The 17,984-nt window shown below is 36.7% G+C and carries 16 protein-coding genes; 10 read left to right on the top strand and 6 right to left on the bottom strand.

The features are described from left to right. Positions 1 to 335: 335 nt before the first annotated feature. The 4 genes from cshA (at position 336) to EsVE80_RS10620 (ending at position 4,052) form a co-directional block, all read left to right on the top strand. Complete coding sequence (gene cshA, locus EsVE80_RS10635; RefSeq protein WP_173103692.1) at positions 336 to 1,874, top strand: degradosome RNA helicase CshA; 1,539 nt, start codon at positions 336 to 338, stop codon at positions 1,872 to 1,874. Positions 1,875 to 2,172: 298 nt separating this feature from the next. Further along, complete coding sequence (acpS, locus tag EsVE80_RS10630) at positions 2,173 to 2,523, top strand: holo-ACP synthase (protein ID WP_173103691.1); 351 nt, start codon at positions 2,173 to 2,175, stop codon at positions 2,521 to 2,523. Between the two features lie 30 nt (positions 2,524 to 2,553). Then, a complete protein-coding gene (gene alr / locus EsVE80_RS10625; RefSeq protein ID WP_173103690.1) occupies positions 2,554 to 3,672 on the top strand; it encodes an alanine racemase in 1,119 nt (372 codons plus the stop codon). Between the two features lie 11 nt (positions 3,673 to 3,683). Further along, positions 3,684 to 4,052 (top strand): type II toxin-antitoxin system PemK/MazF family toxin, encoded by a 369-nt coding sequence (locus EsVE80_RS10620; protein ID WP_173103689.1) that lies wholly within the window; start codon positions 3,684 to 3,686, stop codon positions 4,050 to 4,052. An 82-nt stretch (positions 4,053 to 4,134) separates the two neighbouring features. Here the strand turns inward: EsVE80_RS10620 and EsVE80_RS10615 are convergent, their stop codons facing one another. Beyond that, positions 4,135 to 5,205, bottom strand: coding sequence for an immunoglobulin-like domain-containing protein (locus EsVE80_RS10615; RefSeq protein ID WP_173103688.1), 1,071 nt, complete (start codon positions 5,203 to 5,205; stop codon positions 4,135 to 4,137). A gap of 313 nt (positions 5,206 to 5,518) precedes the next feature. Between EsVE80_RS10615 and EsVE80_RS13910 the strand changes: the two genes are divergently transcribed. The 6 genes from EsVE80_RS13910 (at position 5,519) to EsVE80_RS10590 (ending at position 13,295) form a co-directional block, all read left to right on the top strand. Then, on the top strand, positions 5,519 to 5,815 hold the full coding sequence (locus tag EsVE80_RS13910) for a helix-turn-helix domain-containing protein (protein ID WP_232061188.1): 297 nt from the start codon (positions 5,519 to 5,521) through the stop codon (positions 5,813 to 5,815). A gap of 68 nt (positions 5,816 to 5,883) precedes the next feature. Then, positions 5,884 to 7,116: a hypothetical protein gene (locus tag EsVE80_RS10610; RefSeq protein ID WP_232061335.1), complete on the top strand. Its 1,233-nt coding sequence runs from the start codon at positions 5,884 to 5,886 to the stop codon at positions 7,114 to 7,116. Positions 7,117 to 7,211: 95 nt separating this feature from the next. Continuing rightward, complete coding sequence (locus tag EsVE80_RS10605) at positions 7,212 to 7,526, top strand: hypothetical protein (RefSeq protein ID WP_173103687.1); 315 nt, start codon at positions 7,212 to 7,214, stop codon at positions 7,524 to 7,526. Between the two features lie 4 nt (positions 7,527 to 7,530). Beyond that, complete coding sequence (locus tag EsVE80_RS10600; protein WP_173103686.1) at positions 7,531 to 8,205, top strand: HAD family hydrolase; 675 nt, start codon at positions 7,531 to 7,533, stop codon at positions 8,203 to 8,205. Positions 8,206 to 8,491: 286 nt separating this feature from the next. Beyond that, positions 8,492 to 11,197, top strand: coding sequence for a YhgE/Pip domain-containing protein (locus EsVE80_RS10595; protein ID WP_173103685.1), 2,706 nt, complete (start codon positions 8,492 to 8,494; stop codon positions 11,195 to 11,197). A 271-nt stretch (positions 11,198 to 11,468) separates the two neighbouring features. Next, on the top strand, positions 11,469 to 13,295 hold the full coding sequence (locus tag EsVE80_RS10590; protein WP_173103684.1) for an APC family permease: 1,827 nt from the start codon (positions 11,469 to 11,471) through the stop codon (positions 13,293 to 13,295). 86 nt (positions 13,296 to 13,381) lie between these two features. On the opposite strand, the gene EsVE80_RS10585 is transcribed toward EsVE80_RS10590, so the two are convergent. From EsVE80_RS10585 to EsVE80_RS10565, 5 genes are all read right to left on the bottom strand, one after another. Beyond that, the gene (locus EsVE80_RS10585) at positions 13,382 to 14,044 is read right to left on the bottom strand and encodes an ABC transporter permease (protein WP_173104191.1); all 663 of its coding nucleotides are present in this window, start codon (positions 14,042 to 14,044) and stop codon (positions 13,382 to 13,384) included. Between the two features lie 10 nt (positions 14,045 to 14,054). Further along, positions 14,055 to 14,972: an osmoprotectant ABC transporter substrate-binding protein gene (locus EsVE80_RS10580; protein ID WP_173103683.1), complete on the bottom strand. Its 918-nt coding sequence runs from the start codon at positions 14,970 to 14,972 to the stop codon at positions 14,055 to 14,057. After that, entirely contained in the window at positions 14,972 to 15,607 is a 636-nt protein-coding gene (locus EsVE80_RS10575) for an ABC transporter permease (RefSeq protein WP_173103682.1), read from the bottom strand. The genes EsVE80_RS10580 and EsVE80_RS10575 overlap by 1 nt, the downstream gene beginning before the upstream one ends. Before the next feature lie 3 nt (positions 15,608 to 15,610). Then, the gene (locus EsVE80_RS10570) at positions 15,611 to 16,774 is read right to left on the bottom strand and encodes a betaine/proline/choline family ABC transporter ATP-binding protein (RefSeq protein ID WP_173103681.1); all 1,164 of its coding nucleotides are present in this window, start codon (positions 16,772 to 16,774) and stop codon (positions 15,611 to 15,613) included. A gap of 225 nt (positions 16,775 to 16,999) precedes the next feature. After that, a complete protein-coding gene (locus EsVE80_RS10565; RefSeq protein WP_173103680.1) occupies positions 17,000 to 17,887 on the bottom strand; it encodes a VOC family protein in 888 nt (295 codons plus the stop codon). Positions 17,888 to 17,984: the final 97 nt, after the last annotated feature.

The following is a 17,984-nucleotide window of genomic DNA, read 5'->3' as shown; positions in this document are numbered from 1 at the left end:
AGAAGGCAAACAATTTGTAATTAGAATTGTTTGTTTTTTTTGTTCCAATATCAAAATTGAAAACTTGCTGAAAGTTTCATTCTGTGTTAAAATGACGCGATACCGAAAATCAAGGGTAAAGTGAAATTCACTTTTTGAAGTTAAGAGGACGGTACAAAAGTAGACAATGAATAAGCGAAAGCAATTTTTATGCTTTATGAATGACTCAAGCTTTTTGATTGTGCCTCTTTTGGCCTTCCTCTTTTGCTATTTGGCAGCAGGCTGCCGAGAGTTATTTTCGGTAGAGGGGCATCTCAAATATAATAGATAAGAAACACATCTCAAGGAGGAAACTTTTGAAATTTAACGAACTTAATTTATCACCTGAATTATTGCAATCTGTCGAACGGGCCGGCTTTGAAGAAGCAACCCCAATCCAAGAAGCAACAATTCCTTTAGCACTAGCAGGTCGCGATGTAATCGGTCAAGCACAAACTGGTACTGGTAAAACAGCAGCGTTTGGTCTACCAATGTTAGAAAAAATTGATACTAACAATCATACCTTGCAAGGACTTGTTATTGCACCAACACGTGAACTTGCGATTCAAACACAAGAAGAATTGTATCGTCTAGGACGTGACAAAAAAATTCGCGTGCAAGCTGTTTATGGTGGTGCAGATATTGGCCGTCAAATTCGCGGCTTAAAAGATCGTCCCCATATTGTTGTTGGGACACCTGGTCGAATGCTTGACCATATTAACCGTCACACATTGAAATTAGGAACTGTTCGGACATTAGTCTTAGACGAAGCCGACGAAATGTTGAACATGGGCTTTTTAGAAGATATTGAAAAAATTATCTCCCAAGTTCCAGAAGAACGCCAAACATTACTATTTTCTGCTACGATGCCCCCAGCTATTAAAAGTATTGGCGTAAAATTTATGAAAAATCCTGAACATGTTCAAATTAAAGCTAAAGAAATGACGGCTGATTTAATTGATCAATATTATGTTCGGGCAAAAGATTTTGAAAAATTTGATGTAATGACGCGCTTATTAGATGTTCAAACACCAGAACTTGCGATTGTTTTTGGTCGAACAAAACGTCGTGTAGATGAATTAGCCCGTGGTTTAGAAACCCGTGGTTATCGTGCAGAAGGTATTCATGGTGACTTGTCACAACAAAAACGAATGAGCGTACTACGTGCTTTTAAATCAGGTCAATTAGACATTTTAGTCGCTACTGACGTTGCTGCTCGTGGTTTGGATATTTCTGGTGTAACACACGTCTACAATTACGATATTCCACAAGATCCAGAAAGCTATGTTCACCGTATTGGTCGTACTGGTCGTGCCGGCAAAGGCGGGATGTCTGTAACTTTTGTAACACCAAATGAAATGAGTTATTTGCACGTTATTGAAAACTTAACGAAAAAACGCATGTCACCATTACGTCCACCAACCGAAAAAGAAGCGTTCAAAGGACAACTAGGTGCTGCAGTCCAACAAGTTGAAGATGGCTTAAAAGAAAACGGTTTGGAACGGTATATGACTACGGCTGAAAAATTAATTGAAGGCTATGATCCAGAAGTTTTAGTTGCATTGTTACTAAAAACTCTTGCAAAAGATCCAGCCGATGCTATTCCAGTTAAAATTACCCCAGAACGTCCGCTACCAAGTGGTAAAAAAGGATTTAATAAAAATAATCGTCGTGGTGGCGGTGGTAATAACCGCAAAGAAGGCGGAAATTACCGCAATAAAAATAAAAACAGTCACTACAATAAAGAAGGCCAAAAACGTAACGATCGTCGTCGCGATGACCGTCGCCGTGATGACCGTCGTCAAAATGATGGCGGCGGCAAACGCAGTTTTGTTATTCGTAATAACCAAGATTAATATGTTACAAAAAGCAACGGATCAAACAAAATTGATTCGTTGCTTTTTTACTATTTATTAACAAAAATATAAATTTTTATATAACAAATAATTCTTTTTTTATTTAAAAAAGGGTTTACATAACGTAGACATTTGCGTTACGCTTGAGATTGAATAAAATTGCCTTTATAATATTTCGTTATAGTTTGTTGAAAGATGTGAAGTCTTTTAATGGTTTTTCTCGCAACATTTGGTAGAATAATACTAGTAAAAAATCATCGCTTGAATTACACAGAAATTGTAATGTGGGAGTTTTCAAATGATAAAAGGAATTGGCATTGATGCTGTTGAACTAACTCGGATCAAAAAAATTATTACAGATAAACCACAATTTGCACAACGTGTTTTAACAGCTAAAGAGTTGGCAATTTTTGAAAATTTGTCATTTAAACGACAAGTAGAGTTTCTTGGTGGACGTTATGCGTGTAAAGAAGCTTTTTCTAAAGCTTGGGGTACAGGAATTGGTAAAGTCACATTTCAAGACCTTGAAATTTTACCAGATGATTTTGGTGCACCAAAAATGACTGCTTCTCCTCACAAAGGTCAAGTATTTGTCAGTATTACACATACAGATGAAACAGCATTTGCCCAAATTTTATTAGCAGAATAATTTGTTTAAACATAGAAAGAAGGAAAAACCGTGGTTACATCGATTCACCGTCCGACTAAAGCAATCATAAATTTAAGTGCTATCGCACAAAATATTAAAAATGTCTTACAGCAATTACCAAAAGGAACCAATCTGTTTGCTGTAGTGAAAGCAGACGGGTATGGTCATGGTGCAGTAGCTGTAGCAAACGCTGCGATAAAAGGTGGGGCAACAGGGTTTTGTGTGGCAACAATCGATGAGGGGATTGAGTTGCGTGAGAGTGGAATTACCCAACCTATTCTAATTTTAGGAGTAGTAGATATTGCGTATTTACATTTATTAAGTGAATATGACTTGTCGTTTCCAGTTGCAACGTTAGCGTGGTTAGAAAAAGCAGCATTGGTTCTTCAGGCAGAGCAGTTGCCACATCCATTGAAAGTTCATTTAAAAGTTGATACTGGAATGGGTCGGATTGGATTTTTGAATTCTGAAGCTGTTAATCAAGCCGTTCATTTAATGGAAGCGATACCGCAAATGCAATGGGAAGGAATTTTCACCCATTTTGCGACAGCAGATCAGGCAGACAAAGATTATTATGAGATACAGAAAAAACGGTTTTTGACTGTTTTGGAGCAATTGCCTTATCAACCTCTTTTTGTACATGACAGCAATAGTGCTACTGCGTTGTGGCATGAACCAATCGGCAATCTAGTGCGCTACGGAATTGCATTATATGGGCTAAATCCTTCAGGCAAAGCATTGGTAGAACCTTATGAGCTTACGGCTGCATTAGAATTAGTGTCAGAGCTCGTGCAAGTGAAACAAGTACCTAAAGGCTATGGTATTGGGTATGGTGAGACATATATTACCTCCAAATCAGAATGGATTGGGACAGTTCCCATTGGTTATGCAGACGGCTGGTTACGGAAGTTACAAGGGTTCAATGTTTTAGTAAATGGGAAGTTTTGTGAAATTGTCGGTCGCGTTTGTATGGATCAAATTATGATTCGTTTGCCATATGAGATGTCAGTTGGTACAAAAGTGACGCTAATTGGGAAAAATGGGAATAATGAAATCACATTACAACAAGTTGCAGAAAAATTAGAGACAATTCACTACGAAGTTGCTTGTGGCATTTCGCCGCGGGTACCACGGGAATATATTGAATGAGGATGAGTTAAATGGTGAAACGCGGAGATATTTTCTTTGCTGATTTGTCACCGGTTGTAGGATCTGAGCAGGGGGGGATTCGTCCTGTTTTGATTATCCAAAATGATCGGGGCAATCATTTTAGTCCAACGGTGATTGTAGCAGCAATTACGGCTAAAATGGCAAAACCTAAATTGCCAACTCATGTCGGCATCAAGGCGGCAGAAAGTGGTATTAATAAAGATTCAGTGATCTTGCTGGAACAGATTCGCACAATTGACAAAAGCCGCTTGAAGGAAAAAGTCTGCGTTTTAGATTCCATTACAATGAAAGCTGTAGATCGTGCGTTACGTATCAGTGTCGGGTTAGCAGACTTAACGCCTGCACCTCAAGATACATAATAAAAAAACACTTCAACAAGTTTTGCTACTTTGTTGAAGTGCTTTTTTATTATTTAAATACTCGTGGGAGGACAAGCATTTTTTATTTATAAGCAAATATGACGAGGTTGTGAATATCATTGATACAAGCCTGTAAGGTAACTCTTTCACCGCCACCAGTACCGATCATTTTGTCCCAATAGTCAGCACCATCACTAAGCCGATATGCTTCATCATCAACTTGAGCAATTTCGCCGACCGTATACGTAGAAATTTTTCCGCTGGCATCTGATATCCTAATTTGAGAGCCAATTCCAAGACTAAAGATAACATCAAAGGCACCGGGGTTGTGGGCGATAATATGTGTATTTAAACCGTCGTCACCAGATTGAACAGGAGCTCCGCCCCAAGTAGCGGCACGACTATGATCTGCATCAATAATTGCTTGACCGCTTCCTTGACCAGCATTTTGATAGTTAATCAATTTGCCGTTAATTTCAAGTTGCATTGGTTGAATAGTTGTAGGAGCAGCTGGAGCAGAATTTGTGTTGGCGCTGTTTGTATTTGCTGGTTGCGCATTATTTTGCGACTGGTTACTAGCTACTTTATTTGTCCTACTTTCAGTTTCATTTGTATTAAAATCACTTGAAGGCGTATCTTGTTGAGTATTTTCAACTTGTGCTGCAATTTCTTCTTGCTCTTTAGCGGCTTTTTCTTCTGCCGCTTTTTTTTCTGCTTGTTCTTTTTTAGCTTGTTCTTTTTTAGCTTGTTCCTCAGCTTTTGCTTTTTCTTCTGCTGCAGTGTCGATGACGTTAACAGTAATTTGTTTAGTACTTGTATTGCCTAGTTCATCTTTAGCAGTCAGTAAGACTGGTGTAACACCTACGACAGATGTATCTACAGCTGTTTGAACTTCTAAAGTAGGATTTTCATCTTGATCGTCTGTTACAGTAAAATGATTGGCTGGTTCAAAAGTCTCTCCGCGTTCCAATGTGATGACTGCATCACCAAGAATTGTGGGTGCGATTACGTCACTCGGTGTTTGCGCCGCCGCTGAATTACTACCATATGTAGTACCAGAAGTATAAAAATCAAAAGCTAAAAATGCAATAAGTGCACCTAGACAAACAATAATTAATTTGGTTGCTCGTTTATTCCATAATTTTTTTAACATAGTCGTTCCCCCCAATTACTATGTTTCCTTATGTGACAAAAGATAATTTATAGTAGTCTCGTTCTTTACACTCTTAGCTTAACGAGAATTTGATAAAAAGTTAAATGGATTTCACAATAGATAACAATGTTTGCTTTTTAAAGCAGGATAGAACAATTGGTGCTATCGCTTTTTCAAAAACCATTCATAAATTTCTTTTTTGTGAAAAAAAGTGGAGTAAGTAAAATTCATCTTCAAAAGTGGCTCGAATTATTCCATACTTGATGCTATATATGTTAAAATAAAATTAAAAAATGGCAAGTTGGTGAGAGCGATGCGAGCATTATTGAATACGGCTGCAAAGAGGCGTCTTTATTTAATTGAATTTTTAACAAAGCACCAACGCTGGTGGTCGCTAGAAGAGGTTGCAGCTCATTTAGATTGTTCTACAAAAACGTTAATAACAGACGTGAATTATATTAATGATGAATTGGAAGAATACCTTCATATTGACAGTTCAAAAGTACGAGGGATTAAGGCGCATCCGCTGCAATCCAATAAGATTAACAATATTTATCAAAACGTAATTCAAAATTCTAATGAATTTCAATTTATTGAGCAGGTTTTTTAAACCCCAATCAAGATGCAGATTATTGGATCAATAAATTATATTTAAGTGAGGCGACTTTTTATCGCTTGGTGAATAATACAGCAAAAGCGTTAAAACGAAGAGGGCTGGTATTAGAGCGTAAACCATTTCGCGTTATAGCACCAGACGAACGCTGGGTACGCTTTTTCTACCAATCATATTTTCTTGAAGCATATGGTACTACTGAATGGCCTTTTGATTTGGAGCGCCAGCAACTCGTTTGTTTTGTAATGCGAACTTCGACGGATTTTGATATTTTATGGGACGATCATGAAATTATCGAACATGCTTATTTATTAATGGTGACAATTATTCGTGCATCGCAAGGTTTTATGTTAAGTGAAGAAATCTACAGTGAGCCAGACGATTTCTTGGACCAACTTATTAAGAGTAATCATAGTTACAGTGAGAAATTTGCCACGACTAATTACAAATTAGTCCCCTTGTGGCATCGGGAAACGAGTCGAACGGTTTTTCACGAATACTACAGTTGGGATAATCGGCAACAAGAATTTCGAATTCAGGCAGCTATTGAACATTTTTTGCATGCCGTTTCTCAAGCTGTTGATTTTCCTTTAAACGAACGGGATGAAAAGAAAATTATCCAGCAGATGATGGGATTGTACTCCACATATAGTCTTTATCCCTATGATCGTGAAATTTTACACAATCAAAGTCAGGAATCTGCTCAAAATATTCAACGGATTTACCCCATTTTTTCTAAAATCGTTAGTGTGAATTTACGGGAAATTGAAAAAGATTGCAATTTCCCTTGGGTACAAAAAACAGAATCAGATGTGTTATGTATTTTATTAAAAGAATGGGGAAATCTGCCTATTCAATTAGAAGGATTACGCCGTCGCTTGTCTATTTTAATTATCAGTGACATGGGCGTGCGTCATGCCAAAATGTTACGTAGTTTATTAAAAGGGCAATATGGGGAACGATTTAAAATTGATTTGTACAACGACTCGCCGTTGTTTGTTTCCCCAGAAGAATTAGCGCAGTTTAAAGAATATAATCTTGTGATTACCAACAATCAAATACACAATTATCAGAATGAGAATTTGATGATTGTCGACAATTATCTTTCAGAAACAGATTGGGAAGTTTTAAATCGACGTGTCATTTCTATTCAAAAAGCAATTTCTGATGAATATTTAGCAAAATTAGATACGGCAGATTTCCGTTCTGGTCGTTCGGTTTATCCAACTAGCCAATCTAATGAACGAATTGCAACTTTTATTATGGATGAAACGCTAAATAATCGAAAACAACAATGATTAAATTTTTAGAAGCTAAGCACCTTGTAACCTTCATTGGTTACAAGGTGTTTTTTGGATTATAATGAGGATAAAAAGTGGTAGGAGGAACGATAATGAAAGAAGAACAGTGGCAAAAAATTAAAGCGAACTATAATGAGAAGCGAGAATTTTTAGATGGCGTGTTTTATCGCTTACGATTATTACCAAATGATACCGCAGAGCTTGCTATTATCCATTCTGGTCCATGTGGCGAGACAATTCATGCGCCTAAAGTAACTTTTGATGTGGTAACTAGACAGCCACTGCGTGTGTTTGATAGTTTGGCAACGCCGACAATCAATGTGACTTACGCTGAGGCACCAGATCAAGTTAATGAGCTGTTTGAATTAACAGTAACGAAATTTTTAAATGCAAAGAATTTAGGGTGATTTGATGACAGAAATGGTAATTTTTGATATGGATGGCTTACTGCTAGATAGTGAACAAATGTACCAACGAGGTTGGTTGAAAGTAGCCAAAAATCATGGTATCTCACTAACGGAGGCTGATATGAGAGGATGGAGCGGGCAAAGTGCTAGTCAAACGATGAATAAACTAGCTGCTCATTTTGGCTCAGAAGAAATTGTAGAAAAAATGAAAATAGAGCGGGAATTTTTTATTGCTGAGGAATTGGCAAAAGGAGCATTGCAGTTGAAGCCTTATGCAAAAGAAACTTTGGCAAAGGTTAAAGAAAAAGGTTTATTTTGTGGCTTAGCAACGTCTACTTTGAGACAAAGAGGTGAAATGTATTTGGATTATTTCCAATTGGCTTCTTTTTTTGACGCAATAACGTTTGGAGATGACGTCAAAGCATTAAAACCTGCCCCTGAAATCTATCTGACAACTGCGGCAAAAGTTGGCGCTGATCCTAAAAATACGATTGCAGCAGAAGATTCATTGACAGGGGCTAAGGCAGCTATGCGCGCAGGAATGAAAGTCGTTTTAATACCAGATCAAAGTCTTCCTGCCAACCACCGCAATCCAGCAGAAATTGGCTTAAAACCTTTTTTAGAAGGCACCACTTTAAAAGTGTTATGGGATTGGTTAGATACCACAAGTGAAAAATAAGAGTATAAAAAATAATAGTTTCCAATCAGCGGTAGTGTTAACCAAGATTGGAAGCTATTATTTTTTTGCGATGTTCAAAAGAACCGTATTTATTTCTATATAATGCTAACTTTGGTAAAATTAAAGTAATGTTTAAGAAGAAATGCAATTTGGAACAATGCAACCCTTTTCTTTATGACAGATCGTCATAAGTGTCAAAAAGTCAGATATGACGAGATTTTTTCGATGGTTCCTTAAAATAAAAAATGGTAAAGTAAGCAAGCAGAAAAAAATAAAGGTGATGAATATGCAGCATATTAGAAATGTTTTTGAATTATATAAAACGGACTGGAAACGAATTTTTAAAAATCCAATGGCAACGTTTTTAATCGTTGCATTAATGGTTTTACCTTCTTTGTATGCTTGGTTTAATATCAAAGCATTGTGGGATCCATATGGAAATACAGGCGAGCTGCCAATTGCAGTCTATAGTGATGATGCAGGTGCTAGTCTACAAGGCAAAAAAATTGAAATTGGTGATCAGGTAATTGATACCCTTCACGCTAACAAACAATTGGGGTGGCGCTTTGTTGATTCTAAACAAGAACTGACAAAAGGCGTGCGTTCAGGTAAATACTATGCGGGCATTTACTTGCCAAAAGAATTTTCTACGGATTTATTAAGTTTTACAACTGGGACGATTAAAAAGCCTACGATTGAGTATTACATTAATGAAAAAATTAATGCGATTGCACCTAAAATTGCTGATAAAGGGGCAAGTAGTTTACAGACTCAAATCTCTGATCAATTTATTGATACGGCCAGCAATACTTTGTTGAAGGTATTTAATGAAATTGGCTATGATATTGATAGCAATTTAGTCAGCATTAATAAAGTGAAAAATTTGATTTTGACCACTAATGATAACTTAGATCAAATTGAAGGTTATACAAAAGAAGTTGTTGCTTTAAAGGATAAAATGCCAGAAATTAAAGAAAAGTTGTCTAAGGCCAATCAATTTATTGATTATTTACCTCAAGTAGATGAAATGGGAAATAAACTCGTCAGTCTAAATGATAAAATGCCGCAATTAAAAAAAGAAGCAGCTATTATTTTAGATTTACAAGCTAAGATTCCTGAAATTCAAAATGCTGGTAAGCAGTTGGCGATGGTTGATGGTGATTTTGATAATATTAAGAGCACAATGGATGCAGGGATCAAAGATGCCAAACAAGGTCTAACGATCATTGAACAAGTTCAAGGGGTTTTACCAGATATTCAAAAGCTGGGAAATGAGGCACAAGCATTTGCCAATACCACTAAAGAAGGGGCCGAAGAATTGCAAAAGGCAATTCCGAACATTACCCAAAGTGTTAACATGATTTTAAATAATTTGCAGTTTATTCATACGGAATTAAATAGTGCATTAGAAGATGTCTCTACAGCTTTAAAAGATAATCAGTTATCCGCTGAAGAAAAAAAGGCAATCGACAAAACGCTTCAAGATTTTGTTAGCCATTTAAATACACAGCAGACAATTATTCAAAATCTGATTGATTTTATCAACAAGTTACCCAATGCCAGTGATAGTCAAATTTTACAAGATTTAGTCAGTCGCTTAAATAATGCCAAAACACTGATTAGTGGTTTAGCTACTTGGATTACCACGTTAAATAGCTATATTCAAGCCGGGGATGTCAACGCAGCGCTTAACTTTATTGACCAAGTCCAAAATGTAGGCGATGAAGTAAATAAGGTTTTAAGTGGCATTGATGCCACTGAGATTTCCAGTGAAATTTCAAAAGGTTTGACGCAGTTAATTGCAACCATTAATACAGCGGATGGTTTATTGACAAAAGCGCAACATATTGATTTTCAAGCGTTATTAGCTTCAACGAAAACGACAGTGACCAATGCGATTAAAATTTTAGAGAAGTATCAAAAAGAAATGCCAGCAATCGGGAAAGAGTTGCATGATGCCAATGTAATGTTAAATGGTCATATGAGTGCAATTGTTGCTGGTATTAATAAAGGTGCTGATCTTTATCAAAATGATCTGCCGGAAGTTGAGAAAAAATTAGCATTAGCCGTTGATTTTTATGAAAAAGATTGGCCAGGAATCAAAAAAGATTTAACCAGTACCATGGGAATGGTTAATGAAAAATTACCTGAAGTTGAAAAAGCATTGGATGTAGCGACAGATTTAATTCAAAATAATTGGCCTTCGTTACGTGCGGGGATTGAAAAAGCGGCCGCCGCTATTAAAAAAGGTGAAGAAACTGCTGATCTTGGTGAAGTCATCAAGCTCTTAAAACTGGATGCAAATAAAGAAAGTGAATTTTTCACTAATCCAGTTGCGTTAAAAACCAATCAAATGTATCCAATGGCAAACAATGGCTCTGCTAGTACACCGTTTTATACTGCACTATGTTTGTGGGTAGGCGCATTGTTATTATCAAGTGTAGCAGCAACGGATGTTTTTATAGAAGATAAAAACAAAGGGCGTTTTTCAAAACGTGAAACTTTCGTTGCCCGAATGCTTACTTTCTTAACAGAGGCAGTGGCACAAGCATTAATTGTGACATTAGGAAATTATTTCCTATTGGGTGTCGATGTCAAACAACCTGTTTATGCGGTGTTGTTTGGATTGCTAGTGGGGCTTTCCTTTATGATGATTGTCTACGTCTTGGCGGCATTGTTTGGCAATATCGGGAAAGGAATTGCGATTATTATTCTTGTTTTGTCTATTTCTGGGGGCGGCGGGAATTATCCAATTCAAGTCTCCGGTAAATTTTTCCAAATGATTAATCCGTTACTGCCATTTACCCATGCAGTTGATTTATTACGCGAGTCAGCAGGAGGAATTTATTGGGCAAATGCATGGCCGAACATCTTCATTATGGTAGGATTATTTGTTTTCTTTGGGGTAGTAGGGACAATTGCCTATCCGTATTTAGAAGGTGTTACCAAGAAACTTGGGAATATGACCAAAGAAAGCCATTTTTTCCACTGATAGAAATGAGAGCAAATTGCAAGACAGATTGTTATTGCAATTTGCTCTCTTATTCATAGTTTTAGTAAACGATTACATTTCCTTCACAATAATACTGGTGAATTTAATAAGTAACAGGAGATTTTTAACTGAAATTTTCATTGACTTTTTCAAAAGAGAAGCGTAGCATACACTCTTGATTGCAGCAATTATTTCTATTTTTTAGGGTTGTTATAAACTACTAAGCATTCATTTGTTAGACTAAATTATTTTTGTAAAGGAGTAAGGAAAAGTGAACTATTTAAAACGGCTGTTAGTGGGGCGGCCTTTGAAATCAGCAGAAAATGATGAACAGAAGTTAACACGATTTGCAGCATTGGCATTATTATCATCAGATGCACTATCTTCTATTGCATACGGAACAGAACAGATTGTGGTTGTTTTATTGGCATTATCTACAGCAGCAATTTGGTATTCGTTGCCAATTGCAGCGTTTGTCATTATTTTGTTGGTTTCCTTAACACTGTCTTATCGTCAAATTATTCATGCTTATCCACACGGCGGCGGTGCTTATGTAGTTAGTAGTGAGAATTTGGGACGCAATGCGGGACTTATTTCCGGAGGGTCTCTTTTAATTGACTACATGCTGACAGTAGCAGTATCAGTTTCTGCTGGTGCTGAAGCAATTACTTCTGCTGTACCAGCACTATATGGTCATCAAGTTGCAATCTCAATTTTTATTGTTTTGTTAATTATGATGATGAATTTACGTGGATTAAGAGAGTCAGCTAGTTTTTTGATGGTGCCGGTTTATACGTTTATTGCCGTTATTACGATTTTAATCGCTGTGGGATTGTTTAAGATTGTCAGTGGTATACAGCCGTTAAATGCAACAGCATTACCAGGGGCAGTGGTACCTGGAATTTCCATTGCGTTAATTTTACGAGCTTTTTCTTCGGGTTCTTCTTCTTTAACTGGGGTAGAAGCCATTAGTAATGCTGTACCTTTCTTTAAAAAACCGCGGGCAAAAAATGCAGCGGCAACATTAGCCATCATGGCAAGTATTTTGGGCTTCTTCTTTGTGGGAATTACTTTTATCAATTATTGGTATGGCGTTGTACCGAAGCAAGAAGTAACAGTCCTATCTCAAATTGGAGAAGCTGTTTTTGGCCATGGAATTATGTATTATGCACTACAATTTAGTACCGCTCTAATATTGGCTGTTGCTGCCAATACAGGTTTTTCTGCGTTTCCAGTTCTGGCTTATAATTTAGCAAAAGATAAATTTATGCCTCATATGTATCAGGATCGTGGGGATCGTCTTGGGTATTCTAATGGTATTATTACTCTGGCAGCAGGGTCAATTGTCTTGTTGTTTATTTTTCAAGGCTCAACAGAACGCTTAATTCCTTTATATTCTATTGGTGTATTTATTCCTTTTGCTTTGTCTCAAACAGGAATGGTTCGCCACTGGCAAAAACAAGGCAATGGTTGGTTAAAAAAATCGATTGCCAACATTGTAGGGGCGTTTATCTCTTATGCGATTATTGCAATTTTATTTATTTATCGTCTAGGTGATATCTGGCCATTTTTCATTATTATGCCAGTTTTATTATTTGTTTTTTATAAGATTCATGATCATTATCGTAAAGTAGCCGAACAACTGCGTTTAATGGAAGACGAGGCAAAACTGCATACGTACGATGGTAATACAGTGATTGTTTTAGTCGGAAACGTAACGCGTGTAAATGTGGGGGCGTTAAATTATGCGCAATCTATCGGCGATTATGTTGTCGCGATGCATGTTTCACTAGACGAGGATGTAAAAAAAGAAAAGGAAATCGAAGCAGAGTTCAAACAAAATTTCCCAGATGTTCGATTTTCTGTGGTTCATTCCTCTTACCGTTCAATTGAAAATCCGATTCTCCGTTATGTCGATCTTGTCAGCAAAAATGCAAAGAAACACAATTATACGACAACGGTAATCATTCCCCAATTTGTGCCACGTCGGCGCTGGCAAAATATTTTACACAACCAAACAAGCTTACGCTTAAGAATGCGTCTGTCTTGGCGACAAAATATTATTGTTAGTACCTATAGTTATCATTTGAAAAAATAAAAAAAGACTTTTAAATTTTATACCGCTGTTCATTACTGGTTTTTGTGCCAACAATGAACAGCGGTACTTTTTACAAGTCTTTTTCTTTATTTTGAAGTTTTCCCAGCTGGATCTAGGCGGTGTTCCACCATTCCTAAAATCCAGTCTGTAATAATGGCCATTAAAGCAGTTGGCAATGCACCGGCCAAAATAATAGAAGCGCCATCTGTAGCATTTGTACCGCGAATAATAATATCGCCTAATCCTCCTGCTCCTACGAATGCTCCAATTGCTGTAATTCCAATTGCAACAACTAAAGCATTCCGAATTCCTGCCATAATAACAGAAATGGAAAGAGGAAGCTCAATCATATAAAGCCGCTGCCAGCTGGTCATTCCCATCCCTTTCCCGACATCCAAAGCATTTTTATCTACTTGCTTCATACCAGTATAGGTATTTTTAATAATAGGCAAAATGGAGTAAAGAAAAACTGTTACGATAACAACGTTTACCCCCAAACCTAAGCCAATCATCAAAATAGATAACATTGCAAGCTGTGGCACGGTTTGAATAACATTGGCAATCCGAATAACCCAATCAGCTAATTTGTGTCTTTTTGAAATTAAAATCCCTAACGGAATAGCCACAATTGCTGCTAATAGTACGCCATAAATCGAAATTAAGAAGTGACGTAAAAATTGGCTGAAAACGTAACTGCCATTTTCTTTAAAATAATAAACAAATTGTTCGGCTAAATTCATATTTTGCAGATCCATCTACTCACTTCCCTTCGAAATAATGATTGTCTTTAAGAAATTTTTCTGCGACGACAGAAGGTTCAACTAAATTGTTATCGGCTTCATAATTTAATTTCTGCATTTGCTTGGTATCAATAACACCTTCTAAACGTCCCAAAGCTGTTTGCAAATCTGGATATTTTTTTAATAACTTATTATCTGCAATTGCCGCTGCATCATAAGGCGGGAAGAATTTTAAATCATCTTCTAACATTACCAAATCATAGCTGGCAATTCGCCCATCAGTTGAGTAACCTAAAACAATATCCATTTTTCCAGCTGCTACTGCATCGTAAACGAGACCGATTTGCATAGGTAAAATATTTTTAAATGAAAAGCCGTATTCCTTTTGAAAGCCATCGTAGCCGTCGCCTTTACGATTTATCCAAGAAGTATCAACGCCAGCAACAAGCTCATCACTCACTTTTTTCAAGTCACTAATTTTTTTCAAATTATATTTTTCAGCTGTATCTTTTCGTACTAAAAATGTATACGTATTGTCAAAACCATAAGATTTAAACCACGTTTGTTGATACCGTTTGTTAAATTCAGTTTTGACCAGTTTGAAAGCTTCTGCAGGGTCTTTAACAGGTTCCATGCCTAACGTTGCAGTTAAGTCTGTTCCGGTATAACGTGCGGCAGATATTTGGGCATCTCCATTTACCATAGCTTGGTTATTAATTGTGGTTGTTGCTAAATTATTAATAATTGTTGTATCCAAATCGGTATAATGTTCAATCATGCCAGCAACCAAACTTGCCAAAATTTGCGCCTCAGAAGTAATACCGCCAGTAATAGCAACAGTATTTTCACTACTTGAAGAAGCTAGTCCTGGAAAGGAACAACCAGCTAATAAAATTGTTGTCACCAGTGCAAGGAAGAGTGTTTTTATTTTTTTCATTAATCCGTCCCCCTTAAAGCTTTAGGTGTTAAATGATTTTCTAATAAGCCTAAAAGAAAATCACTTAATAAAGCCAATAATGTTACTGGAATCGTCCCAGCAAAAATTAAATCGGGTTGGTAGTTATTTAAACCACTAAAAATCAGATCCCCTAAACCGCCGGCGCCAATATAAGAAGCTAGCGTCGCCCAAGCGATAACATAAACAGAGGCTAAGCGAATACCTGCCATAATGGTTGGCATGGCAATAGGGAGTTCTACACTAAAAATTGACTGTAAATTCGTCATGCCCATACCACGTGCAACATCTAAGTAATTTCCATCCACATTTTTCATACCGATATAAGTGTTACGTAAAATTGGTAGCAGAGAATAAATAAACAGTGCGATAATCGCAGGAACTTTCCCCACACCAAAAATAGGAATCATTAATGCCAAAAGTGCAAGAGAGGGAATAGTTTGCAATGCACTGGTAACAGTAATTACAATGTTGGCTGCTTTTTTGAAGCGAGTTAAAAAGACGCCTAGTGGAACAGCGATAACAATTCCCAGTATTAAAGCAAAAAATGAAATATAAATATGCTCAAAACTTTTATTTAAAATTTCCGAACCGTGTTTTGCAAAAAAATCAGCCATACTTTACGCCTCCTCTTTTGCAGATTCAATTGCTTCACTGATGGAAGTTTCATCACCCCATAAAACATCGTAGACAATATCGACCAATGAGGCCCGCGTTAAAATTCCGACAACCCGATTTTTTTGATCGACGACCGGTACATATTTTAAACCACGTTTTAAAATGCGTTGTAACACATCTCGGAGTAACTTATCTTCTTTGACATAAAAGACATCTTTATTCAAAATGTCCCCAACACTGGAGGCTTTTCCTCGCATTTTATCAATTGACTCTACATCAATGAAACCTTTTAAAATTTTACTATTATCTGTGACAAGCAACGTATCTACGCGTTTTTCTCGCATAAGAGAAATTGCTTCTCGCAAAGATTTTTCTGGGGTAATGGTAATCGCATTTTTTAGCATGACTTCGCCAACAGTTGTTGTATCTGGTTTTGCCTGTAAGAGTCGGTCTTCACCAATTAACTCTTCGACGAATTCATTGGCTGGACTTCGTAAAATATTTTCTGGTGTATCAAATTGAATTACTTTACCTTCACTCATAATAACAATGCGATTTGCCAATTTTAAAGCTTCGTCCATATCATGAGTAACAAAGACTATCGTTTTACCTAAGCGTTCTTGTAAATCTTTTACTAAATCTTGGAGTGCATCGCGGGTAATCGGATCTAAAGCTCCAAAGGGTTCATCCATTAAAATGATATCTTGGTTAGCGGCAAGTGCCCGAACAACCCCAATCCGTTGTTGCTGACCACCAGAAAGTTCTGCGGGATAACGATCCAACATTTCTCGTGGTAATTCTACTAAATCAATCATTTTTTCTGCTGTTTCTTGGCGAGTTTGTTCATCGACTTTCAGCAACTTTTGGACTAACGTAATATTTTCTCGAATCGTCATATGGGGCATTAGACCAATGTTTTGAATCACATAGCCAATTTTACGTCGCAATTCAACCGGATTAACTTCTTTTATGTCTTTGTCGTTAATTAGGATTTTTCCTTTAGTTGGTTCATTCATCCGGTTAATCATGCGCATGCAAGTTGTTTTACCAGAACCACTTGTACCAATAAAACAGATAAATTCGCCTTTATTAAAAGACAAATTGACATCTTCCACAGCGACTTTGCCGCCTTTATAAATTTTTGTTACGTGTTGAAATTCGATCAATGTGCTTCACCTCTTCATCATTTTCCCAGTTGTGTATCACTACTAGTATGAAAGTAAATGGAAAATATGACAAATAATACGCATATTTTTTCAAAAATAAACGATTTAGAAGTAAGATGATAGCGTTTTTTAGCAATTCATCTCCTAGAATTACTAAAAATAGGTATGCACGAAAAAGCCTGTAACAAAACTTGTTACAGGCTTTAAGTAAAATCGTTTATTTAATTAGTCAATTGGATATAAATTTGCTTGGATTTCAGCACGTTTATCGGCTAGAAAAGGAGGTAATGCAAAACTTTCTCCTAAACTTTCCAAAGGTTCGTCAAGGGTAAAGCCTGGAGACATTGTAGCAAATTCAAGGCGATTTCCACCAGGTTCGCGAATATACAAGCTCTTAAAGTAACCACGCGAAATAATTTCTTCAATTTGCCAATTTTGTTCTTGTGCTTTTTGATATAAATCATTTAAGGCTTTATCATCTTTTACTGCAAAGGCAATATGATCAATACTGCCACGACCCATCCGGGTTTTTTCTGTTGTATTCGTTTGATAAAGCTCCAAATGTTCTGTCTTACTCAGTGTTATTGTGCTGTCTATCACATTCCAATCCAAATACTTCTTGAAAAAATCAGTGGTAGCTGCTAGGTCTGATACATGAAGCTGGGTTGAAGCTAAACCTAAAATTTGTTTGTCTGCTGGAATATCATTTTTAACCTGCAATTCAGGTTTTAAGGGAGCTTCTGCAACTTCTGTCAAAATTATTCCTACATGATCGGGATCATCAAAAAATATTTGATTTTTCTTACGAGTAACTAGAATACCTTTATTTTCTAAGCGATTTTGCCAATAACTTAAACTATTCGTTGGAATATTTAACCCAATCGTAGCTAAAAAGTGATTGTGATCATAACGTTGCCCCAGATGAGGAACAATAAAAAAGGTAACCACGCTACCGGGACTCCCTGTATAATCGCCGTAGTAGTAATGTAACATTCTATTATTTTCTTGATTGACAGTATTTTTAACAAAGCGCATGCCCAATAATTCGGTATAAAAAGCAACATTTTGCTTGTGATTTTTGGTTAATAGTGAAATATGATGAAACGCTGGCATAAAAGACACCTCTTTTTTAAGTAGCGAAATTCAAATAGTCGCCAATTTTTTCTTACTTAATGTAAGTTTACCGACAAAAAATGTTTTCAGCAAGTAT

Source organism: Enterococcus saigonensis (assembly GCF_011397115.1).
In the GTDB taxonomy this organism is placed as follows: Bacteria; Bacillota; Bacilli; order Lactobacillales; family Enterococcaceae; genus Enterococcus_C; species Enterococcus_C saigonensis.
The sequence above is the reverse complement of the archived record's forward strand: the minus strand, read 5'-3'. Positions and strand labels throughout refer to the sequence as shown.